The 22,302-nt window shown below is 61.8% G+C and carries 21 protein-coding genes and 1 pseudogene; 8 read left to right on the top strand and 14 right to left on the bottom strand.

The genetic code is table 11. The features are described from left to right. The first annotated feature begins 155 nt into the window (after positions 1-155). From A2I95_RS06880 to A2I95_RS06860, 5 genes are read left to right on the top strand one after another with little or no spacing between them, the layout of a single operon-like run. Positions 156-1,103 carry an ABC transporter permease gene (locus A2I95_RS06880; RefSeq protein ID WP_291729156.1) on the top strand — a complete coding sequence of 316 codons (948 nt, stop codon included), beginning with the start codon at positions 156-158 and terminating at the stop codon, positions 1,101-1,103. Beyond that, entirely contained in the window at positions 1,100-1,915 is an 816-nt protein-coding gene (locus A2I95_RS06875; protein WP_291729051.1) for an ABC transporter permease, read from the top strand. Before A2I95_RS06880 ends, A2I95_RS06875 begins: the two co-directional genes overlap by 4 nt. Then, a complete protein-coding gene (locus A2I95_RS06870; protein ID WP_291729050.1) occupies positions 1,912-3,504 on the top strand; it encodes an ABC transporter ATP-binding protein in 1,593 nt (530 codons plus the stop codon). The genes A2I95_RS06875 and A2I95_RS06870 overlap by 4 nt, the downstream gene beginning before the upstream one ends. Then, a complete protein-coding gene (locus A2I95_RS06865) occupies positions 3,501-3,974 on the top strand; it encodes a GNAT family N-acetyltransferase (protein ID WP_291729049.1) in 474 nt (157 codons plus the stop codon). Before A2I95_RS06870 ends, A2I95_RS06865 begins: the two co-directional genes overlap by 4 nt. Then, complete coding sequence (locus tag A2I95_RS06860; RefSeq protein ID WP_291729048.1) at positions 3,967-5,424, top strand: aldehyde dehydrogenase family protein; 1,458 nt, start codon at positions 3,967-3,969, stop codon at positions 5,422-5,424. The genes A2I95_RS06865 and A2I95_RS06860 overlap by 8 nt, the downstream gene beginning before the upstream one ends. A gap of 120 nt (positions 5,425-5,544) precedes the next feature. Here the strand turns inward: A2I95_RS06860 and pncB are convergent, their stop codons facing one another. From pncB to pncA, 3 genes are all read right to left on the bottom strand, one after another. Next, positions 5,545-6,834, bottom strand: coding sequence for a nicotinate phosphoribosyltransferase (gene pncB / locus A2I95_RS06855; RefSeq protein WP_291729047.1), 1,290 nt, complete (start codon positions 6,832-6,834; stop codon positions 5,545-5,547). A 62-nt stretch (positions 6,835-6,896) separates the two neighbouring features. Then, on the bottom strand, positions 6,897-9,164 hold the full coding sequence (locus A2I95_RS06850; RefSeq protein WP_291729046.1) for a PAS domain-containing hybrid sensor histidine kinase/response regulator: 2,268 nt from the start codon (positions 9,162-9,164) through the stop codon (positions 6,897-6,899). A gap of 74 nt (positions 9,165-9,238) precedes the next feature. Then, a complete protein-coding gene (pncA, locus tag A2I95_RS06845) occupies positions 9,239-9,835 on the bottom strand; it encodes a bifunctional nicotinamidase/pyrazinamidase (protein WP_291729045.1) in 597 nt (198 codons plus the stop codon). A gap of 178 nt (positions 9,836-10,013) precedes the next feature. On the opposite strand from pncA, the gene A2I95_RS06840 reads away from it, so the two are divergent. Then, positions 10,014-10,925 carry a rhodanese-related sulfurtransferase gene (locus A2I95_RS06840; RefSeq protein WP_291729044.1) on the top strand — a complete coding sequence of 304 codons (912 nt, stop codon included), beginning with the start codon at positions 10,014-10,016 and terminating at the stop codon, positions 10,923-10,925. Positions 10,926-10,993: 68 nt separating this feature from the next. On the opposite strand, the gene A2I95_RS06835 is transcribed toward A2I95_RS06840, so the two are convergent. The 7 genes and pseudogenes from A2I95_RS06835 to A2I95_RS06805 all read right to left on the bottom strand — a co-directional run. Then, the gene (locus A2I95_RS06835; protein ID WP_291729043.1) at positions 10,994-11,662 is read right to left on the bottom strand and encodes a NapC/NirT family cytochrome c; all 669 of its coding nucleotides are present in this window, start codon (positions 11,660-11,662) and stop codon (positions 10,994-10,996) included. Continuing rightward, on the bottom strand, positions 11,662-12,132 hold the full coding sequence (locus tag A2I95_RS06830; protein ID WP_291729042.1) for a nitrate reductase cytochrome c-type subunit: 471 nt from the start codon (positions 12,130-12,132) through the stop codon (positions 11,662-11,664). Before A2I95_RS06830 ends, A2I95_RS06835 begins: the two co-directional genes overlap by 1 nt. Before the next feature lie 8 nt (positions 12,133-12,140). Continuing rightward, positions 12,141-14,639 (bottom strand): nitrate reductase catalytic subunit NapA, encoded by a 2,499-nt coding sequence (napA, locus tag A2I95_RS06825; protein WP_291729041.1) that lies wholly within the window; start codon positions 14,637-14,639, stop codon positions 12,141-12,143. Then, on the bottom strand, positions 14,636-14,914 hold the full coding sequence (locus A2I95_RS06820; RefSeq protein WP_291729040.1) for a chaperone NapD: 279 nt from the start codon (positions 14,912-14,914) through the stop codon (positions 14,636-14,638). Before A2I95_RS06820 ends, napA begins: the two co-directional genes overlap by 4 nt. After that, positions 14,911-15,426: a ferredoxin-type protein NapF gene (gene napF / locus A2I95_RS06815; protein WP_291729039.1), complete on the bottom strand. Its 516-nt coding sequence runs from the start codon at positions 15,424-15,426 to the stop codon at positions 14,911-14,913. The genes A2I95_RS06820 and napF overlap by 4 nt, the downstream gene beginning before the upstream one ends. A 12-nt stretch (positions 15,427-15,438) precedes the next feature. Next, positions 15,439-15,588 carry a periplasmic nitrate reductase, NapE protein gene (gene napE / locus A2I95_RS06810; protein WP_035919835.1) on the bottom strand — a complete coding sequence of 50 codons (150 nt, stop codon included), beginning with the start codon at positions 15,586-15,588 and terminating at the stop codon, positions 15,439-15,441. Positions 15,589-16,015: 427 nt separating this feature from the next. Beyond that, positions 16,016-16,195, bottom strand: a pseudogene (locus tag A2I95_RS06805) (integrase core domain-containing protein); the annotation flags it as partial. 7 nt (positions 16,196-16,202) lie between these two features. Between A2I95_RS06805 and A2I95_RS06800 the strand changes: the two are divergent. Next, entirely contained in the window at positions 16,203-16,505 is a 303-nt protein-coding gene (locus A2I95_RS06800) for a hypothetical protein (RefSeq protein WP_291729162.1), read from the top strand. A gap of 278 nt (positions 16,506-16,783) precedes the next feature. Here A2I95_RS06800 and gyrB read toward each other — a convergent pair whose 3' ends face one another. Together gyrB and A2I95_RS06790 are read right to left on the bottom strand one after the other, a co-directional pair. Further along, positions 16,784-19,201, bottom strand: a complete 2,418-nt coding sequence (gene gyrB / locus A2I95_RS06795) for a DNA topoisomerase (ATP-hydrolyzing) subunit B (protein WP_291729038.1) — start codon at positions 19,199-19,201, stop codon at positions 16,784-16,786. Between the two features lie 93 nt (positions 19,202-19,294). Then, on the bottom strand, positions 19,295-19,885 hold the full coding sequence (locus A2I95_RS06790) for an NAD(P)H-dependent oxidoreductase (RefSeq protein ID WP_291729037.1): 591 nt from the start codon (positions 19,883-19,885) through the stop codon (positions 19,295-19,297). Between the two features lie 109 nt (positions 19,886-19,994). Here A2I95_RS06790 and A2I95_RS06785 point away from each other — a divergent pair, with 109 nt between their 5' ends. Beyond that, positions 19,995-20,588, top strand: a complete 594-nt coding sequence (locus A2I95_RS06785; protein WP_291729036.1) for a TetR/AcrR family transcriptional regulator — start codon at positions 19,995-19,997, stop codon at positions 20,586-20,588. Here A2I95_RS06785 and A2I95_RS06780 read toward each other — a convergent pair. Together A2I95_RS06780 and recF are read right to left on the bottom strand one after the other, a co-directional pair. Continuing rightward, on the bottom strand, positions 20,585-21,205 hold the full coding sequence (locus tag A2I95_RS06780; RefSeq protein ID WP_291729035.1) for a LysE family translocator: 621 nt from the start codon (positions 21,203-21,205) through the stop codon (positions 20,585-20,587). The two genes, A2I95_RS06785 and A2I95_RS06780, sit on opposite strands and share 4 nt — an antisense overlap. Beyond that, the gene (recF, locus tag A2I95_RS06775) at positions 21,202-22,299 is read right to left on the bottom strand and encodes a DNA replication/repair protein RecF (RefSeq protein ID WP_291729034.1); all 1,098 of its coding nucleotides are present in this window, start codon (positions 22,297-22,299) and stop codon (positions 21,202-21,204) included. The genes A2I95_RS06780 and recF overlap by 4 nt, the downstream gene beginning before the upstream one ends. Positions 22,300-22,302: the final 3 nt, after the last annotated feature.

Raw genomic sequence — 22,302 nt, 5'->3', positions numbered from 1 at the left:
TGATAGCCGAATTCCGTCTGCTGCCAAAGAGGCTGCCGCCTGTTTCAGGGCGGCAAACACCCAACCCTTTGACGTTGCGCATTTTTGCCGGCTAGGCGCGGTTTTCCTAATCTACCCACTGGACCCGTTCACGGCAGGCTCCTAACGTGGCAGCCATGCTGCATTATGCCCTGAAACGCCTGTTGTCGCTGATCCTCAGCCTGGCCGTGGCCTCGCTGGTGATCTTCCTCGTGGTGGAGGTGGCGCCGGGCGATCCGGCCTCCTTCATGCTGGGGGTCAATGCGCAGCCCGAAACCATCGCCGCGCTGCGGGCAGAGCTGGGGCTGGATCATGGCAAACCGGCCCGCTATCTGACATGGGTGGCAGGCATGCTGAGCGGCGATTTCGGCACCTCCTACACCTACCGCACGCCGGTTGCCGGGATGATCGCGGACCGGCTGTGGGTGTCGCTGCCGCTGGCGCTTTATGCGCTGACGCTGTCGACCCTGATTGCTTTTCCGGCCGGCATCTACGCCGCCGCCCGCCGCGGCAAGCCGGGCGATATGGCGGTGATGGGGGCAACCCAGCTGGGCGTTGCAGTGCCGAATTTCTGGTTTGCGATGATGCTTGTGCTGATCTTTGCCATCAACCTGCGCTGGTTCGGCGCAGGCGGCTTTCCGGGCTGGGACGCCGGGCTTTGGGCCGGTCTCCATGCGCTCACCCTGCCCGCCGTTGCGCTGGCGCTGCCGCAGGCTGCGATCCTGACGCGGGTGATGCGCTCTGCCCTTCTGGACATTCTGGGCGAGGATTTCATGCGCACCGCCCGCGCCAAGGGGTTGACCCGCCGTCAGGCGCTGTGGCGGCACGGGGTGCGCAACGCTTTGATCCCGGTGCTGACCATCATCGGGCTGCAGTTTTCATTCCTGCTGGCCGGCGCCATCATCATTGAACAGGTCTTCTACCTGCCCGGCCTCGGGCGGCTGGTGTTCCAAGCCATTTCCTCGCGCGATTTGATCGTGGTGGAGTCGGTGGTGATGCTGCTGGTCTTTGCGGTGATTACGGTGAACTTCCTGGTCGACCTCGCCTATGCGCTGGTGGACCCGCGCCTCAGGAGCCGGATATGACCCGCAACCTGATCCTTGGCGGCCTGCTGTCTTCTCTGGTGCTGCTGGCGGCTGCGGTGTCGTTCCTGTGGACGCCGTTTGACCACGCGGCCATGAACATCCCGGCCAAGCTGCAAACGCCGAATGCGCAGCACTGGCTGGGCACCGATCATTTCGGGCGCGACCTGATGTCGATGATCATGGTCGGCGCCCGCACCTCCATCGCCGTGGCATTGGTGGCCGTTGGTATCGGCATGGGTGCGGGCGTGCCGCTGGGCCTGGCGGCTGCGGCGCACAAGGGGTCGTGGCTGGATGAGTTGATCATGCGCGGCAACGATCTGGTCTTTGCCTTCCCCTCGCTGGTGATCGCAATCCTGATCACCGCCGTGCTGGGCGCAGGTGCCGTCAACGCCATCATTGCCATCGGCATCTTCAACATCCCCGTATTCGCCCGCATCACCCGCGGCGCGGCTTTGTCCTTGTGGGAACGGGAGTTCATCCTGGCCGCGCGGGTCGCGGGCAAGGGTGCAGCCCGGATCTCCGCCGAGCATATCCTGCCCAACGTGATGAACCTCTTGATCGTGCAGGGCACCATCCAGTTCTCGCTCGGCATCCTTGCGGAGGCGGGGCTGTCCTATGTCGGTCTGGGTGCCCAGCCGCCCACGCCCAGCTGGGGGCGGATGCTGGCCGATGCGCAAACCATGGTCAGCTTTGCCCCGCATCTGGCGCTGGTGCCGGGCCTGGCCATCATACTGACCGTGCTGGGGCTGAACCTGCTGGGCGACGGGCTGCGCGACCACCTCGACCCGAAACTGAGGGTAGCGCGCGCATGACGCTTCTGGATGTTACCAGCCTGTCGGTCAGCATCGGCGCCTTTCAGGTGCTGAAGGATGTGTCCTTCCACGTTGATCCGGGCGAGATCGTGGCAGTCACCGGCGAAAGCGGGTCGGGCAAGTCGATGACCGCGCTTGCCATCATGCAGCTGCTGCCGGACCTTGCGGAAGCCAAGGGTTACATCTCGCTGAGCGGCACCCAGCTGCTGGAGCAGTCCGAGGACCGCATGTGCGCGATCCGCGGCCAGTCCGCGGGCATGGTGTTTCAGGAGCCGATGACCGCGCTCAACCCCGTGAAGACCATTGGCGCGCAGGTGATGGAGACGATCCTGATCCACAAGGCAATGCCGCGTGAACAAGCCCAAGCCCGGGCGCGAGAGGTGCTGGACCGGGTTGGCCTGCCCGAGGACCGTTTCGCGCTGTCCCGCTATCCGCATGAGCTGTCGGGCGGCCAGCGCCAGCGGGTGGTGATCGCCATGGCCATCGCTTTGCGCCCCAAGCTGCTGATTGCGGATGAGCCGACAACCGCGCTGGACGTAACTACCCAGGCGCAGATTCTGGAGCTGCTGAAGGACCTTGTGCAGGACTATGGCATGGGGCTGCTGATCATCACCCATGACCTGGCGGTGGTGGCGGACCTGGCCGACCGGATCGTCGTCATGCGCCACGGCGAAGTGGTGGAAACCGGCCACACGGATTGGCTTTTGCGCAATATGCGCCACCCCTACACGCGGATGCTGTTTGAAGCCTCGAACCATCAGGTGGCACTGCCCCAGCCGCCTGCCCCGGTGCCGCTTCTGGAAGTCAGGAATGCGGTGCGCGACTACAGGACATCACGCGAATCGCTATTCTCCAAACCCGGCACCTTCCGCGCAGTGAACGATGTCTCTTTCACCCTGAACCGCGGAGAACGGCTGGGGCTGGTAGGGGAGTCGGGCTGCGGTAAATCGACCCTGACACGGGCGATTCTCGGGCTGGAGCCGCTGCAGAGCGGGGTGATTCGCCTGGATGGAAAACCCATCGCGACTCAGCTGGAACCCAGCCTCCGCCGCAAGATGCAGGTGGTGTTCCAGGACCCTTACGGCAGCTTCAACCCACGCCACCGGGTGGAGCGGCTGATCACCGAACCCTTCCACATGCTGGAGGCTCCGCCCACCGGCAGCGCCCGTGCAGACTTGATCGCCGAAACCCTCACTGCGGTTGGCCTGCGGCCGGACGATGCGCAGAAATACATCCACCAATTCTCCGGCGGCCAGCGCCAGCGCATTGCGATTGCCCGTGCGCTGATCACAAGGCCGGAACTGATCATTTTTGACGAGGCGGTCTCGGCGCTGGATGTTTCGGTCCAGGCCCGCATCCTCGACCTGCTGGCAGAGCTGTGCGGGGCCTATTCGCTCACCTATCTGTTCATCAGTCACGACCTGAGTGTGGTGCGGACAATCACTGACCGCTGCCTGGTGATGCAGCTGGGCGAGATCGTCGAGCAGGGCGAAACCGAAGCCGTATTCAGCAATCCGCAGCACCCCTATACCCGGCAGCTGATCGCCGCCGCGCCGGTGCTGCCCGATCTGGATACGGGGGCCGCATGACGCTGTCGCTGGCGTTGATTATGCCGCGGGAGCAGGCCTTGCTGGCAGCCGCGCTGGCACCCTATTTTGCGGAAACGGCGCCGCACGCTGTGATTGATCCTACGGGGCGTGCAGGCCAGATGCTGCACCGCAAGGATGTGACGGCTTTCTGGATCAAAAACGATGCCCAGCGCATTGGTTTTGCCATTGTGCTGAACCTGCCCGATGACCGGCGCGAACTGTCGGAGTTCTGCATTCTGCCGCAGCACCGCCGCCAGGGTTGGGGCCAGGAAGCCGCCTGCCTTATCCTGCAGGAATTTCCGGGGCGCTGGCGCATGGGATTGTCCAAATCCTCCCGCGAGGCAGTGGCGTTCTGGGGCACCTGCCTCAGCCTTGTGCCCGGCATCCGGGACCTGCGCGAGGGCGCGCCCTTCACCGGACATCAGATCAAAAGTTACGCATTCGACGTTGCAGGAGCCCATGATGACTGACGCCTCCCCTCTCTGGTTCGATCCCGCGCTGTGCCTCATCGGCGGCGCTTGGCATCCTGCCGCCAGCGGCGGAACCCTGCCGTTGGTGAACCCCTCGGACGGCAGCGAAATCTGCCGGATCCCCCGCGGCGGAGCCGCCGACATCGAGGCTGCGGTTCAGGCCGCAGATGCTGCCTTGGACGGGGAATGGGGCGCCATGACGCCACTGGAACGCGGCCGCATCCTGACCCGGATCGGACAGCTGGTGCTGGAGAAGGTGGAGCAACTGGCCGTGCTGGAAGCGATGGATGTGGGCAAGCCGCTGACCCAGGCGCGGGCCGATGCGCTGGCGCTGGCGCGCTACTGCGAGTTCTACGGCGGCGCGGCGGACAAGGTGACGGGAGAGACCATCCCCTATCTCGGCGGCTACACCGTCTATACGCTGCGGGAGCCGTATGGTGTGACGGGGCATATCGTGCCCTGGAATTACCCGATGCAGATCATCGGGCGTTCAGTGGGTGCGGCGCTTGCAATGGGAAATGCCTGTGTTCTGAAACCTGCCGAAGAAGCCTGCCTGACGGCGCTGGCATTTGCCCGTATCGCGGTTGAGGCCGGGCTGCCCGCCGGGGCGCTGAACGTGGTGCCGGGATTGGGGGCCGAGGCCGGGGCGGCGCTGGCGGCGCATCCCGGCGTGCAGCATATCTCCTTCACCGGGTCGGTGCGCACGGGCGCGCTGGTGCAGCAGGCGGCGGGCGCCAATGTGGTGCCGGTGACGCTGGAGCTGGGCGGCAAGTCTCCGCAACTGGTGTTCGACGATGCGGATCTGGACGCCGCCTTGCCGTTTCTTGTGAATGCAGGGATTCAAAACGCGGGCCAGACCTGTTCGGCCTCCTCGCGCATTCTGGTGCAGCGCGGGGTTTATGAGGACGTGAAGGCACGGATGGCAGAGGCCTATGAAGCGCTGACCGTTGGGCCTGCAGCAGAGGATCTGCGGGTCGGACCGCTGATCTCTGCCCGCCAGAAGCAGATTGTCGAAGGCTATCTGGAACAAGGCGCGGACCTGCCGGTGGCTGGGCGCGGGAAAATCGGTCCCCATACGCCAGAGAGCGGTGCCTATGTGCAACCAACCCTGTTTGCCGATGTGCCACCGGATCACGTGCTGGCACGGGAGGAGATTTTTGGACCGGTACAGGTGCTGATCCCGTTCGACACCGAAGACGACGCGTTGCGGATTGCCAACAGCACCGATTACGGGCTGGTTGCCAGCGTTTGGAGCCGCGACGGCGCCCGGCAGATGCGGCTGGCGAAACGTCTGAAGGCGGGACAGGTATTCATCAACAATTACGGCGCCGGTGGCGGGGTGGAGCTGCCCTTTGGCGGGGTCGGAAAATCCGGTCACGGGCGGGAAAAGGGGTTCGAGGCGCTCTATGGGTTTTCGCAGCTGAAGACCGTGGCAGCGCATCACGGCTAGGGTGCGTGATTAGGTCAGCACTGTTACCCCAATGTTTCGCGCGCGAAACATTGGGGCAGAAGCTCTGCCACTAATTGTACCGCCTGGCAGGGTCGGCCCCGCAAAACCGGCGAAGTGTTATCAAACGATTACCGCCTGCCGCTCCTGCTTGCCGACGCCGAATATCCGCTTGTAGCGCTCAATCTCATCCGCTGGCCCCATCGCCTTTTCCGGGTTGTCAGACAGTTTCACTGTTGGCCGGCCATTGGCGGCTACCGCCTTGCAGACCAGCGAAAACGGCGCCAGCGCGTTATCCTTCACCAGCCCGCGGAAGTCGTTGGTCAGCAGCGTGCCCCAGCCGAATGAGATCTTGGTACGGTCCGAGAACTGCGCGTGCAAGTCCTGGATCTGCTGCACATCAAGCCCGTCGGAGAAGATCACCCGTTTCTCCGACGGATCCTCGCCCCGCTCATTCCACCAGTTGATCGCCACCTCGGCGCCCTTGGCCGGGTCGCCGCTGTCAATGCGGATACCGGTCCAGCCGGCCAGCCAATCAGGCGCGCGGTCCAGGAAGCCTTGTGTACCGTAGGTGTCGGGCAGGATGATGCGCAGGTTGCCCTCGTGCTCGTCATGCCAATCGGACAACACGTCATAGGGCGCTTGGGCCAGCTTTGCGTCATTTTCAGCCAGCGCGGAATAGACCATCGGCAGCTCATGGGCATTGGTGCCGATCGCCTCCACCTCGCGGCGCATGGCGATGAGGCAATTGGAGGTGCCGGTGAATTTACCGCCCAGCCCCTCATGCATCGCCTGGACGCACCAGTCCTGCCAGAGGAAGGAATGGCGGCGGCGAGTGCCGAAATCGGCGATGGTCAGCCCGTCCACGTCCCGCAGGCGCTCGATCTTTTCCCAGACCTTGGTCATGGCGCGGGCGTATAGCACCTGCAGCTCAAACCGGCCCATGCTGTTGATCACCGCGCGGCTGCGCAGCTCCATCAGCACCGCCAGCGCCGGGATCTCCCACAGCATGACTTCGTGCCATTTGCCCTCGAACGTCAGCTCGTACTGATCGCCCCTGCGCTCCAAATGATAGGGCGGCAGGCGCAGACCCTCGAACCATTCCATAAAATCGGGGCGGAACATCTGCCGCTTGCCATAGAAGGTATTGCCGCGCAGCCATGTGCTTTCGCCGCGGCTGAGCGACAGCGAGCGGATGTGATCCAGCTGTTCGCGCAGCTCGCCCTCGTCGATCAGTTCGGCCAGAGGCACATGCGCGGAGCGATTGATCAGCGAGAAAGTGACAGTGGTGTCCGGTTTGTTGCGGAACACTGACTGGCACATCAGAAGCTTATAGAAATCAGTATCAATCAGCGACCGGACGATCGGATCGATCTTCCATTTGTGATTGTAGACGCGGGTTGCAATATCCACCGGCAGCCTCGTGCATAAGGGTTACTGATTGATAGAATAGCCCGCCTGCAGGGGCAAGGAATTCAACCCGTGCGGCGCGCTTGTGCCTTGGGCGCCAATTGGCCCAGCACGTCTAATAGCGCAGCCCGGTTGATCGGCTTGCTCATGAAGTCATCCATGCCGGCATCCAGGCAAGCCTTACGATCGGACTCAAACGCGTTGGCGGTCAGAGCCACAACGGCCGGCTGCAGGCGGGCCCGGGCACGGATTATCCGGGTGGCTTCCAGCCCGTCCATTTCCGGCATCGACATATCCATCAGAATGACATCCGGGGCAAAGTCCTCAAAACGCGCCACTGCCTCGCGGCCATTTTTGGCGAAGGCCAGTTCCACCGGTGCGGATTGCAGGAATTTTTCAATCAGCACCCGGTTCACCGCGTTGTCCTCGGCCACCAGAACCCGCAGGCCGTCCAATGCCGGGGACTCGTCTGGATAGGCCGTTGCAGCGGGCGCCTGTTCAGGTTCCGCCTGAGGCGCTTGCAACCGCAGCCGCACCGTAAAACAGGACCCCAAGCCAGGTTCAGACGTGACCGCAATACTGCCATCCATCGCTTCCGCCAGACGGCGGGAAATGGCCAGTCCAAGCCCGGTGCCGCCAAAGCGGCGGCTGATTGCAGCATCCGCCTGGGAAAAACGCTCAAACACCTTGCCAAGCTTCTCAGCGGCGATGCCAATTCCAGTGTCTGCCACTGTGAACAACAACTCGTGGCCTGCCCCTGATACCGCAGGTTCGGCATCCAATGTCACCAGCACCCGGCCCTGATCCGTGAATTTGATCGCATTGCCGGTGAGGTTCATCAAAATCTGCCGGATCCGCCGGTCATCCCCCCGCAGCAGGCTGGGCACACGCCCCGTTATTTTCAGGACCAGCCCCAGCCCTTTAGCGTCGGCCTGGGCCTGCAGGAGGCGGATGGTATCCCCAAAGCAGGCGTGCGGATCAAAGTTGACCTGGCTGAGATTAAGTTCCTCGGCATCCATTTGCGAAAAGTCGAGGACATCATTGATCAGCGCCAGCAGGGTATCCGCCGAACTGAGGATGGTGTCGGCGTATAGGGCTTGCTCTTCGTTCAAGCTGCTGTCGCGCAACAGCTGCGCCATGCCGATCACCCCGTTCATCGGTGTGCGGATTTCGTGGCTCATCGTGGCCAGAAAATCAGCCTTGGCCCGGGCGCCTTCCTCGGCAGCGATACGGGCCTGTTCCAATTGCTGGGCATGTTCCTTGGCGGCGGTAATGTCCCGCTCCACCGCAATCAGGGTTTCCAGCTCGCCCGCCGCATTCAGCATCGGCACCTGGCTGGTCTCGATCCAGACCCGCCGCCCGTTCTTGCAGCGGTTGCGTATTTCCACCCGCAGAGGACGCGCATGGAGAACGCTGTCCTGCAGCTGCTGGATAGTCTCAGCGTCCGTCTCGCCGCTGTTCAGCAGATCGCCGGGCAACTGGCCCTGCGCCTCGTCAAAACTGTAACCGGTGATGCGGGTGAAACTGTCGTTCACCCAGGTGATGCGCCCGTCGCGGTCCATCAGCATCACGCTGTCGTTGGCATTTTTGGCAACCAGCGCCAGGCGCTTGGCCTCCATTTTCTGATCGGACAGCCGGACATAGGCGGCTTCCAGTTCTTCCTGCTGAAGGACCTGGGCCAGCATTGCGCTGCGGGTCCCGCTGAAATTACGCATAACATAGGTCAGAAACCAGAAAAAGGAGGCAAAAAGCACAAGCAGCCCGGCCAGATGCAGATAATACGTCGGCGCCAGGACCGGTGTTTCAACGATCTCCGCTGCCAGAAAGGCCACCGGCAACCCAGCATAGGTGACAAGTCTGGCAAGGACAGCGCGCGGGTGGTAGGGCAGCACCAGCCCTGCGTTGATCGCCATCCCGGTAAGCAAACCGATGGTATACAACGGCTCATTATGCGCGTGCGGCAGCAGTGCCGGCGTTTCGACCCAGAACGGGACCGACGCGGCCGCGCCAAGCGCCAAGGCGTGCAAAAAGGCAGTCAGCGCCGTCAGCAGCCGCAGCCGCCCTTCACTCATCCCGCCGCGGACCAGGTGTTCTGCCTGGCGCAGCAGAAGACAGTCCGCAACATCCCCGGCAAGCGCAAGCGCAAAAGCCAGCAGCGCGTAGAGCGGCGGCACGGCCATGCCAAGAACGCCAAAAGCAAAGAGCATGAACAGCAGGCGGGCCCGGAACGCGCGGACACGGCCGCGGCAATAGCGCAGCAGCAGCTCAAGCGAGCCATATCGCTTACTGAATTTGGCCAGCGGTCCGTTGCCGGTCCAGTCCGAAGTGTCCATCAATCAGCCTTGGCATCTGTCCGGGTGCCCGCACAGCTTAGCAATGCCTTTGTTAACATTTCGCCTCTATCTTCTTAAGATTGCAGATTGACACCTTCACTCGCCATTTTCTTCAGAGCAGCTTGCTGCGATCCGTTCAGGTCGATAGCGCGGCAGGCGGCCAGATCCACAGTCACACCAAACCCCAACCGCGCCGCATCCAGGGCCGTGAAAGCAACGCAGAAATCAGTGGCAAGCCCAGCCAGGGTCAAACTAGTGATGCCGCGGCTGCGCAGGTAGCCCTCCAGCCCGGTGGGGGTGGATTGATCGTTCTCGAAGAACCCCGAATAGCTGTCGATCCCCGGCCGGAAGCCCTTGCGGATGATCAGGTCGCCATCGGTGCGCAGGTCGTTGTGAAAGGAGGCGCCCTCGGTGCCTTGCACACAGTGATCGGGCCACAGCACCTGAGTACCATAAGGCATTTCCGTGGTTTCAAACGGTGCCTTTCCGGGATGCGAGGAGGCAAAGGAGGAATGCCCCGCCGGGTGCCAATCCTGGGTCAGGATCACCGCATCGAAACGGTCCATCATTGCGTTAATGGGGGCCACCACCTCATCCCCGCCGGGCACCGCCAGCGCCCCGCCAGGGCAGAAATCGTTTTGCACATCGACAACGATCAAGGCGTGGGACATCGGCATCTCCTATACTGCGCACACAATATGTAGCGGTGCAGGCGGGGCTTGGGAACTGCTGTTGGCCGCCTGCGCCCCGGCGAGACAGGAAAGATACATCCAAAGCCCTTATTTTATTGGCGTTGCGACAGCGGTTCTTTCACTTGAAAACCCGGGCACATGGTTCTAAGGGCGGGGCATGTACACGATTGCTGCCCTCTATCACTTCACCCGTTTCCCCGACCCCGCCGCGATCAGGCCGGCGCTTCTGGACCTGTGCCAGGCGCAGGATGTCAAAGGCTCGCTGCTGCTGGCGCAGGAAGGGATCAATGGCACCATCGCCGGCCCGCGGGCTGGCATCGACGCGGTGCTGGCACATATCAAGTCCCTGCCCGGCTGTGCGGGGCTGGAGTGGAAAGAGGCAACCGCTGCCGAGCCGCCCTTTGGCAAGATGAAGGTGCGGCTGAAGAAAGAGATTGTCACCATGGGCCAGCCGGACGTGGATCCGCTGGCCTCCGTCGGGCATTACATCGAACCGGAGGAATGGAACGACCTGATCCGGCAGGACGATGTTGTGCTGATCGACACGCGCAACGACTACGAGGTGGCGATCGGCACGTTTGAAGGCGCGATCGACCCCAAGACCGAGTCATTCCGCGATTTCCCCGCCTGGTGGGAAGAGAACAAGGACCGTTTTCACAACAAGCGGGTTGCGATGTTCTGCACCGGCGGCATCCGCTGCGAAAAATCCACCAACTACTTGCTGGGCCAAGGGGTGGAGGATGTCTATCACCTGAAGGGCGGCATTCTGCGCTATCTGGAGGAAATGCCGACGGACAACAGCACCTGGGAAGGAGAATGCTTTGTCTTCGACAACCGGGTGTCGGTCGGCCACGGGCTGGAGGAAGGCCCGCATGAGCTATGCCACGGCTGCCGCCGTCCGATCCTGCCAGAGGACAAGGCGCGGCCCGAGTTCGAACAAGGCGTCAGCTGCCACCTGTGCATTGATCAGACCTCGGACGCGGATAAGGTGCGGTTCCGCGAGCGGCAGAAGCAGATGAAACTGGCCCGCGAGCGCGGCGAGGATCATCTAGGCAGCATCCCGCTGTAACTCTACCAATAAAAAGACCGCTGCCCATCGGGACAGCGGTCTTTTCGTGTTTTGCGGGGCTGGCAGCGTCAGTCGCCGCTCAGGCCCAGGTAGCTGCGGGTGCTGGCCAGGAGACCCTCGCCGCGGGCCGGGGCCAGCAGACCTGCGTGGTCTTCGCCTTCGGCCGCGGCCATGTCGGGCAGCTGGTGGGCAATGCCCTTGTGACAGTTGATGCAGGTCTTTTCGCCGGTGAACAGAAAGCGCTCATGCGCGTCCGCGGCCCGCTTGGACTGGCGGGTGATATCCATCGACTCATCCGAGTGGCAGTTGCGGCATTCCAGGCTGTCGTTTGCCTCAAGCCGCGCCCATTCGTGCTGCGCCAGTTCCAGCCGGTGCTCCAGGAATTTCTCCCGCGTGTTGATGGTGCCGAAGATCTTGCCCCAGACCTCCTTGGAGGCCTGCATCTTGCGGGCGATCTTGTTGGACCATTGGTGCGGCACGTGGCAATCCGGGCAGGACGCCCGCACGCCGGAGCGGTTGGAGTAGTGGATCGTCGGCTTCAGCTCCTCGAACACGTTGTCGCGCATCTCGTGGCAGCTGGTGCAGAAGGCCTCGGTGTTTGTCACCTCAAGCGCGGTGTTGAAGCCGCCCCAGAAGATGATCCCCATCACAAAGCCGCCCATGGTCAGAAAGCCGAGCGAGAAATAGGCGCTGGGACGCTTGATGATCCACCATAGACGTTTCAGAAAACCCCACATCAGTCAGACCCGCCCTGTTTGGAGTGCACGTAGTCCAGCACCTTGTCGACATCGACGAACTCATTCTCAACCAGCGGCCGGGCGTTGGTCTGCACCACATGGCACTGGGTGCAGAAATACCGCCGCGGGCTGACCGCGCCGAGGGTCTGGCCCTCGCGGTTCATGAAGTGGGTGACCGAGATCATCGGCGCCTGGCTGACCTCCACCGCGGTGCGGCTGTGGCAGGACAGGCATTTGTTAGAGTTGAGATCCACCTGATAATTGTCGGTCTTGTGCGGGATCAGCGGCGGCTGGTCCGGGTAGTTGCGCACCTGGCGGATGTCGGTGTTGACGACGCCGGGGATCTGGGTGGCTTCGCCCTGTTCGCCCAGCGGCGCGGTATTGCGCAGCGTGGCGACCTGGTTCTGGGCAAAGGCGGCTGAGGCCAGCAGGAGCGGAGCGGCCAGAATGGCGAGACGGAGATGTTTCATGACGGGCCTCACACTGCTTCGATACGGATTGCGCATTTCTTGTAATCCGTCTGTTTCGAGATCGGATCGGTGGCATCCAGCGTGACCTTGTTGATCAGCCGGCGCGCATCGAACCAAGGCACAAACACCAGACCCTTCGGCGGCTTGTTGCGGCCGCGGGTTTCAACCCGGGTGCGGATTTCGCCGCGCCGCGAGATGATCCGCACTTCGGTGCCGCGCCTGAACCCTTGGGCCTTGGCGTCATCCGGGTGCATGTAGCAGAGCGCGTCGGGGACGGCCTGATACAGCTCCGGCACCCGCTGAGTCATTGAGCCGGAGTGCCAATGCTCCAGCACCCGGCCGGTGGCCAGCCACATCGGGTATTCGTCATCCGGGCTTTCTGCCGGCGGCTCATAGGGCAGTGCGAAGATCACCGCCTTGCCGTCGGGCTTGCCGTAGAACTCGTAATCCGCGCCGGGGGTCACATACGGGTCGGAGCCTTCCTTGAACCGCCACCGGGTTTCCTTGCCGTTCACCACGGGCCAGCGCAGGCCGCGCACCTCGTGATAGGTGTCGAAGGGTGCCAGGTCGTGGCCGTGGTCGCGGCCGAACTCAGCGTATTCCTCAAACAGGCCCTTCTGGAGGTAGAAGCCAAAGTCCTCGGATTCCTGGTTGCCGTACTCCTTGGCTGTCTCGGTCAGTTCGAACTGGTCGACCTTGCCGTTGGCGAACAGCACGTCGAACAGGGTCTTGCCTTTGTATTCGGGATTCGCATCCAACAGCTCGGCCGGCCAGACCTCATCGGTGGTGAAGCGCTTGGAGAATTCCGCCAGCTGCCAAAGGTCGGATCTGGATTCACCCGGCGCGTTGACCAGCTGATACCAGAACTGGGTGCGGCGCTCGGCGTTGCCATAGGCGCCTTCCTTTTCCACCCACATCGCAGCGGGCAGGATCAGGTCGGCGGCCTCGGCGGTCACCGTCGGATAAGCATCGGACACCACGATGAAATTGTCAGGGTTGCGGTAGCCCGGCAGCCCTTCCTCCATCATGTTAGGGGCGGCCTGCATGTTGTTGTTCACCTGCACCCAGTAGCAGTTGATCTTGCCGTCTTTCAGGTCGCGGTTCTGCTTGACCGCGTGGGAGCCGACCCAGCCGGGCACGGTGCCGTCGGGCAGTTTCCAGATCTTTTCCGCAAAGGCGCGGTGTTCGGGGTTCTTCACCACCAGATCCGCAGGCAAACGGTGCGAGAAGGTGCCCACCTCACGCGCGGTGCCGCAGGCCGACGGCTGGCCGGTCAGCGAGAACGGCGAGTTGCCGGGGGTGGAGATTTTGCCGGTCAGCAGGTGGATGTTGTACAGCAGGTTGTTGGTCCAGACACCGCGGGTGTGCTGGTTGACGCCCATGGTCCACAGCGACATGACCTTGGTGTCGGGATCGGCATAAAGCTTGGCGATCTTCTCCAGGGTCTCGGCCGGAACACCGGACATTTCCTCGGCTTTTTCAAGCGTGTATTCGGAAACGAATTCGGCGAATTCTTCAAACGACATCGGCTCGGAGCCGCCTGCCTTGTCATTATTCTCAGCCGCCTGCTCCAGCGGGTGTTCAGGACGCAGACCATAGCCGATGTCCTGATTGCCGCGGCGGAAATTGACGTGTTTGCCGACAAAGTCCTTATGCACCGCATCATTCTGGATGATGTAATTGGCGATGTAGTTCAGGATCACCATGTCGGTCTGCGGGTTAAAGACCGCCGGGATATCGGCCAGATCAAAGCTGCGGTGGGTGAAGGTCGACAGCACCGCCACCTTCACATGCGGATGGCTGAAGCGGCGGTCGGTGATGCGCGTCCACAGGATCGGGTGCATCTCCGCCATGTTCGAACCCCACAGCACGAATGCGTCGGCGTTCTCAAAGTCGTCATAGCAGCCCATCGGCTCATCGATGCCAAAGGTGCGCATGAAGCCACCCACCGCGCTGGCCATGCAGTGGCGCGCGTTGGGGTCGATGTTGTTGGACCGGAAGCCCGCTTTCATCAGCTTGGAGGCGGCATAGCCTTCCCAGACCGTCCACTGGCCGGAGCCGAACATGCCGATGCCCTGGGGGCCTTTCTCGGCCAGGGTCTTCTTCCACTTCTCGGCCATGATATCAAAGGCTTCATCCCAGCTGACCGGGGTGAATTCGCCCTCTTTGTCATATTCGCCATTGGTCTTGCGCAGCAGCGGCGTGGTCAGACGGTCGGCACCATACATGATCTTGGACAGGAAGTAGCCTTTGACGCAGTTCAGGCCGCGGTTCACCTCGGCCTGGGTGTCGCCATGGGTGGCGACCACCCGGCCGGCCTTGGTCGCGACCATGATCGAGCAGCCGGTGCCGCAGAACCGGCAGGGCGCCTTGGACCACTTCAATTCAGTCAGGCTGGCATCGGTGACAAGGTTCTGCGCGGCGGCGGGGATTGGCAGCCCGGCAGCAAGCGCCGCTGCTGCAGCGGCCTGCGCCTTGATGGCGTCACGGCGGGTAAGTCCGGTCATTGGGGGACTCCTTCTTCAAGGGCGAGGTCCTGCGCATCGCAGGTTTGATGGAAGACAAGCGCCGCGCTGGCGACGCCGTCGAGAAGCTGGATTTTGGCCAAGGCATCGCCAATGGCCCGGTCACTGTCCGCTTCGAACAGAACAACGATTTTGCCTGAGGGATCCGTTTGCGAAATCTCGGCGTTCGGCATGGACTTGATATCGGTCAGGACACCTTCCATTTGCGCCGGGTTGCTGCGCACCAGCAGGCTGGAGATATGGATTTCTTCTGTCACGCGGACATCCTTTGCTGGCGGGGATCGCTGATCGCGATGGCATTACTCGGGCAAGTGGCAAGGCAGGCGCCGCAGCCGGTGCAGGCCTCGGCGTCAACTCGGATGGCGCCGACGGGGCGGACCGACAGGTCCATACTCAGGGCGCGCGGATCGCAGATGTCGGTGCACAGCTGGCAGGAGATGCCGGCAGACAGGAGGCAGTTGCTGCCGATATCCACGGTCACTGACCAGGGGGCGGGTTGATCCAGATCGAACACCGGCTCAGGGCAGGCTTCGGCACAAGCTGTGCAAAAGGTGCATTCACCGCCCCGGAAACTGATCCGCGGGCGGTTGCGGCTGTCGAGTTCAATGATCTCCTCCGGGCAGTTCTCCACGCAGGCATTGCAACTGGTGCAATACGCCTGAACCTGGGCCTCATCCGTCCAGGGCGGACGGAATTCCGGGTCCGGGCGGGCCACTCTTCCGGTCAGGAAGGCGCGCCGCGAGGGGGCTGTGCTGGCATGTGCTGGCATTGACCTGAATCTTTAACCTGTGGGTGGTCCCAGGAAGATCTGGGAGATCCAGATCATCAGGCCGTATCCGCCGACGATTCCCACTGCCAGAACTGGCGCCAGAACCACGGCCAGGAACAGGAAGGTGTTCCGCTCTTCGGCTTTGCTTGGCTGTTCGGACATTTTTTGTCCTCCTTGGCTCTTACAAGTGTAGCGCAGCAAGCCGGCCGGAAAAGGCCGCATCTGATTCCGGTTTTCTGAACAGCGCCGCTTCGCTGGCAGGAGAATGCGCAGGACAGTCATTCTGCACTTTGATCTGAATCATTTCGCAGGCAGTAGATTTGGCAACACCAAACATTCAAACAATCAAAATTAACGATGTTTTATGTTTCCGGAGCGCTTCCAATCGCGAATGGCGCAAACAATTTTGGGACAAACCCATGTTTCAACAGTGATTTGGAAAAGGCAGCAGCAGGTCTCGAACCGCTCGGCCTGTGAAACCGCCGGCCCGGCTTGACTGAAGAGCACGCGCCCTGTTGCGAAGCATCCTCATCGTTGTTCACGCACCGGGTGAGCTACTCCCCAATCGTTGGACAGGTTCGGACGTAAATTAAGCTACTCTGTGCTCCTGCTGACCGGGTTTGGTTTCGTCATTTCTCAGCCAATAGGCCACGGCTGGCGGTTTGCCGCCAAGCGCGAAATGGGGACGTTTTCGGTTGTAGAACTCGATCCAGCAACCAGCACCTGCCTTCGCTTCTGACCCGGTCTCCCAAGCGTGCAGGTATCGGCTCGTTGAGATGGAGAAGGAACCTTGCATTCTCGCCGCCTACAACAAGTCAGGGTATGTTTGGCATATTTCATCTAAGAGCATCGGCCATCAATGGTGGCCACGTCGGTTCCTTGACCCGCAGAGCAACGCTTACAGTATTCTCTTCAACGGCTCTCGGGACGACGCAACTATGTCTGACCTTGATGCAGATACCTGGTTTGATGTGCCTGGGGCTGATCGGATCGAAATCGGAGAGCAAACATTTCGAGTCCACGACGATCTTGTCATGGCGCTCCTTGTCGCACGTAGCGAGCGAATGCTGGCCGATTGAGCTCGCATAGACGCCCGTGGGCGAATTCTTTGTTTTCCTCCTGAGCCGCTCCAACCTCACACCGAGCTTGCACCCCATGGAGAACGGCGGGCGATGTGCCATCAGGTAGATTCGGACGGTTTCCTCGTAGTCACTTTCCGATATGAACAGGCCCGCCTGCAAGGCAGTATGGCCGATGTGATGAAGAGACAGCAACGCCGAGCGGTCGCCTCAATACCAACCACCCAATCCGCAGAACTATGGGGTATCCGCAGTACTATGGGGATCCCTACAACCGATCAGAAATCCAGGTTTTCAACGCTCAAGGCGTTCTTTTGGATGAACTCGCGCCGGGGCTCGACAACATCGCCCATCAGCTTGGTGAACAGGTCATCCGCCTCAATCATATCGTCGATCCGCACTTGCAGAAGCGTCCGGGCGTCCGGGTCCAGTGTGGTCTCCCACAGCTGGTCCGGGTTCATCTCGCCCAGGCCCTTGTAGCGCTGCAGCGAGAGGCCTTTTTCGCCCTCCTCAAGAATCGCTTTCAAAAGATCCAGCGGTCCGTGAATTATCTGGCTGCGGTCGCGGCGGATCAGCTGGGAGGCGGTGCCGTAGACTTCCTGCAGGCTTTGGGTAAAGCTGCCGGTCTTGCGCGCCTCGCCGGAGCGCAGCATCGGGCCGTCCAGGGTGCGCACTTCCTCGACGCCGCGCAGGATGCGGGCCAGGCGGATGCCGTGATCCTGGGTGATCCGGCCCTGCCAGCCGCGCTCATATTCCAGCGCAATCAGGTCAAGCCGCTGCGCCACTTTGTCGGCTACGCCTTGCAGATCGGAATCCACCGCACCAGGCACAAAGGCGCCGGCCACGGCGGCCTGTTCCAGGATATGGCGCGGATAGTGGGTCGGAAAGGCATCCAAAACGCGCTTCAGCTGGCGGGCTTCATCCACCACCCGGGTCAGGTCGGCACCGGCCACCTCAGAGCCGTCGCCGAGTTTCAACACAGCGCCATCGACACCCTGGTTGATCAGGTAGTCATCGAGTGCCGCCTGGTCCTTGAGGTAGACCTCAGACTTGCCGCGCGCGACCTTATAAAGCGGCGGTTGCGCAATGTAGAGGTAGCCGCCCTCGATCAGCTCCGGCATCTGCCGGTAGAAGAAGGTGAGCAGCAGCGTACGGATGTGGGCACCGTCCACGTCCGCATCGGTCATGATAACAATCTTGTGGTAGCGCAGTTTTTGAATGTTGAACTCATCACGGCCAATGCCGGTGCCAAGCGCCATCACCAGGTTGCCGATTTCCTGGCTGCCCAGCATCCGGTCGAACCGCGCCCGCTCCACGTTCAAAATCTTGCCGCGCAGGGGCAGGATCGCCTGGGTCATCCGGTCCCGGCCTGTCTGGGCGGAACCGCCGGCCGAATCCCCTTCGACCAGGAAGACTTCGGTCTTGGACGGGTCTTTCTCAGAGCAGTCCTTCAGCTTGCCGGCAAGGTAGTTCACATCCATCGCCGTTTTGCGGCGGGTCAGTTCGCGCGCCTTGCGGGCGGCCTCGCGCGCCAGTGCGGCTTCCACGATCTTGCCGACAATCTGCTTGGCCTGATTGGGGTTTTCCTCGAACCACTCGGCCAGCTTTTCCCCCATCAGGCTCTCGATCACCGGACGCACCTCGGAGGAGACCAGTTTGTCTTTGGTCTGGCTGGAGAATTTAGGATCCGGCACCTTGACCGACAGCACGCAGGTCAGGCCTTCGCGGGCGTCATCACCGGTAAAGGAGATCTTCTCCCTTTTGGCGATACCCGAAGACTGCGCGTAGTTGTTGATGGTCCGGGTCAGCGCGCCGCGGAATCCTGCAACATGGGTGCCGCCATCGCGCTGCGGGATGTTGTTGGTAAAGGGCAGCACCGTTTCATGATAGCTGTCGTTCCACCACATCGCGATCTCAACACCGATCTCGTCCTTCTCGCCGATGATGTAGACAGGGGTTTCCATCACCGGGGTCTTGTGGCGGTCGAGATATTTGACGAACTCCTTGACGCCGCCATCATAATACAGCTCGGATGATAGCTTCTCGGCCGGCCGCTCATCTTCCAGGATGATCCGCACGCCGGAGTTCAGGAAGGCCAGCTCGCGCAGACGCTTTTCCAGTGTCTCAAACGAGTATTCCAGGTTCGAGAAAGTATCAGTCGATGCCATAAAGCGGACTTCGGTACCGGTTCGATCGCCGCAGTCGCCAACCACTTCCAGGTGCTTGGCCGTGTCGCCGCGCTCAAAGCGGGCAATATGCTCCTTGCCGTCGCGCCAGATGCGCAGTTCCAGCCAGTCGGAGAGTGCGTTCACCACCGAGACACCCACACCGTGCAAGCCGCCCGAAACTTTGTAGGAGTTGCTGTCGAATTTACCGCCGGCATGCAGCTGGGTCATGATGACCTCAGCCGCCGACACGCCTTCTTCCTCGTGGATGCCCACCGGAATGCCGCGGCCGTTGTCGCTGACGGATACGCTGGAATCAGCGTGGATTTTCACTGTCACATGATCGGCGTGGCCTGCCAGCGCCTCGTCGATGCCGTTGTCCACGACCTCATACACCATGTGGTGCAGGCCCGAGCCATCGTCGGTGTCCCCGATATACATGCCGGGGCGTTTTCGAACTGCCTCCAACCCTTTGAGAACCTTGATGGAATCCGCGCCATATTCTGCGGGGGCCTGCTCGTTTCCGGACATTCACATCTTCCTGTCTTTGCTTCAGGATTTTATACGGAGTCTGGCCGGGATTGTCACGCGCAAGCCCCCTTTTTTCATGGCTGTTTCAGACGATTATGCAGCTAAGGCGCCAAGCTCCGACGCGGTGCTCAGCCAGGCTGCGCGCTCATCCGCACTTGACCCTTGCAATGCGCCGAAATGGCAGGTCTCCACCGGATCAATCCCCACGAAATTCATAATCTGGCGCTCCACCTGAACGTGCGCTGCATTACCATAGAACTGCTCCATCAAGTCAGGCGGTGTGTCCGACGCCACCAGCACCCGGCCCGACTTTCCGGCCAGAAGCGGTTTTGGCAGGCCATCGGTCACAATGCGCGGGTCAAACGTGCGGCCGGGAAGCAGAATGCGGTCAAACAACCCCTTCAGCTTCCCCGGCATCCCGCCCCACCACAGCGGAAAGGCAAGGACCACATGCTGCGCCCACTCGGAATCCGAAAGCACCGCTTCGATTTGAGGTTCCAGTTGCTTAGTGCCGGAAAACCCGGCCTGGCCGAAATCTGCATCAAATTCCAATTGAGACAGCTTGTGCATGCGCACATCATGCCCCGCCCCTTCCGCCGCAGTTGCGTAGGCTTCGCATAGCGCCTGCGTGAAAGTGTTCTCAGCCGGGTGGCCGTTCAAGATCAGGATTTTCCGGGCAGACATGTCATTCTCCATGAGGTAAGTTGACCATGGTCACTTTATTGAAAGAAAAACTGACCGCGGTCAATTACAAAAGTGACCGCGGTCAATAACAAACCCGTGAGGATGAGGCATGACACGCGCACCACAGAAGCGGCGGCTGGAAACCCGCGCGAAACTGCTCAGCACCGCAACCGCTATAGTCCAGGAACAGGGCTATAGCGGTTTGCGGGTTGAAGATGTGGTTGCCCGCGCCGGCGTCGCAAAGGGCACCCTGTTTTCCCATTTCAAGGACAAGGACGGGCTGCTGGCCGTCCTGATCGGAGCGGAAGTGACACGGCTGCTTGACGGGATGGAAACCGCAAGTGCCCCTTCGGACGTTGCTGGACTGACCGCCCGGCTTGCACCGCATCTTGATTATGTCGCGCAGGACCGGGTGATTTTCGATCTGCTGCTACGCTATTCAGGCACCACCGCGGATGAGCCGGATGAAGTTGTCACCGCAAGCTTCACCCGTCAGGTGACCTTGCTGACAGGCTGGCTGCAGGACATGCAGGCTGCGGGCGAGGTGCGCCGCAACCAGCCGCCGGAACTGCTGGCGGAAGGCATTCAGGCGTTTTTGAATCATGTGCTGGGCGTGTGGTTTTGCATGGAGCATGAAAGCGAAGCGCGCCCGGCCCAAGCACTTGAACCTTACTTGCAGGCTTGGCTGCAACCGCCCGGCTAAAGAACCGGGATCGCCAGCCCCACACAGATCAGCAGCCCGCCGGAAACCAGATTGATGCGCCGCAGGATCCTGGGCGAGGCAATCGCCCGCCGGACACGGTGCACCATCCCGGCCAGCGCGAGGTTCCCAGCCAACGGGACTGCAAAGGACAGGATTACAATGGCGGCAACGTCCGGCCAGGTTGTGCCTGACAGATCGAAGAACCCCGGCAGAACGCCCATATAGAACAGGATTGCCTTGGGGTTGCCCAGGATCACGGCAATTCCCGCCATGAATCCGGCCCATACACCGGGCCGGGTGAGGCCGCGCCTTTCCTGCACCGCCTCGCCCGCATGGCGGATCAGCAAAAAGCCCATGCCAAGGAACATCAGGCAGGCCAGCCAGCGCAGCACAGTCATGATGCCGGTGAATTCCGACACCACCCAGGACATCCCCGCAACTGCGATCAGCGGCCACAGGATATCACCGCAGGCAACCCCTAACGCCAGCGGCCAAGCCGCCTGAAACCCGCCGGACACCGAGCGCGCCATCAGTGCCAGCCAAACCGGGCCAGGCGTTAGAAACAGGATCAGCAAGGCCCCCGCATAGAGGGTAAGATCCCAGGCAGAGACCGTCATTTTTGCAGAACCTCCGACGTGCCGCCGCTGTCAGAGACTTCCAGCAATTGCGCCCGGCCTGCCAGCTCACCAAACAGCTCCGGCCCGGTGCCCGTCATCCAGGCCTGGGTTCCCAGGGCGCAAATCTCGTCATACAGGGCGGCGCGGCGGCCAGCGTCCAGATGCGCGGCAACCTCATCCAAAAGCAGGATCGGCGGCGCGCCCTCCCGCTGCGCCAGTGCGCGCGCATTGGCCAGGATCAGCGACACCAGCAACGCTTTCTGCTCTCCGGTCGAACAATCCTTGGCCGGGATACCCTTGGCCTGATAGGTGCCGATCAAATCGGTCCTGTGCGGCCCGACAAGGGTCCTTCCTGCCGCGAGATCCCGGAACCGGCTTTCCTCCAGCGCCTCTTTGAAGTCCGCCTCAGAGGACGGCATGCTGCCTTCCGATTGCAGCAATTCCAGCTCCGCCGCGGGAAAGGCGGTTTCCGCCTCTGCCTGCGCCATTTGCAGCAGATCCACTGACTGCACGCGGGCGGTGTGGATCCGATGCCCGGCGGCAGCCATCCGCTGTTCCAGCACCCGGTACCAAGCGGCATCACGCACCTGCTCCTTCAGCAGCCGGTTCCGCTCCCGCATCGCCTTTTCATAAGCCAGCGAGGCCTCGGCATGGGCGGGCTCAAAGCTCAGCGCGATCCGGTCCAGAAAGCGCCGCCGCCCTTCGGCAGCTTCAATCCACAACCGGTCCATCGCAGGGATCAGCCAGACCACCCGCGCCACCTGCCCCAGCGCCAACTGGCTGGCGGATTTGTTGTCGATCTTCACCTGCCGGGCATTGCCGCCTTCTGACCAGGTTTCCACTTCATAAACCTGCGAGGGCGCTTGCAACTCGCCTTTCAACTTCCAGCCCAGCGCTTCCGGCTGGCGCACCATGTCGGCGGCACTGGCCCGCCGCAACCCGCGGCCGGGCGAGAACAGCGAGACCGCCTCCAGGATATTGGTCTTGCCCGCGCCATTGTTGCCATGAATGGCCACCGGCCGCCCGTCCAAACGCAATTCCGCCCGCAAATGCGAGCGGAAATGGGACAATACGAGTGAGGTCAGAGCCAGCACACG

It is taken from the genome of Leisingera sp. F5 (assembly GCF_001593695.1).
Note: the sequence above shows the minus strand (reverse complement) of the source record. Positions and strands in the feature narration are given on the sequence as shown.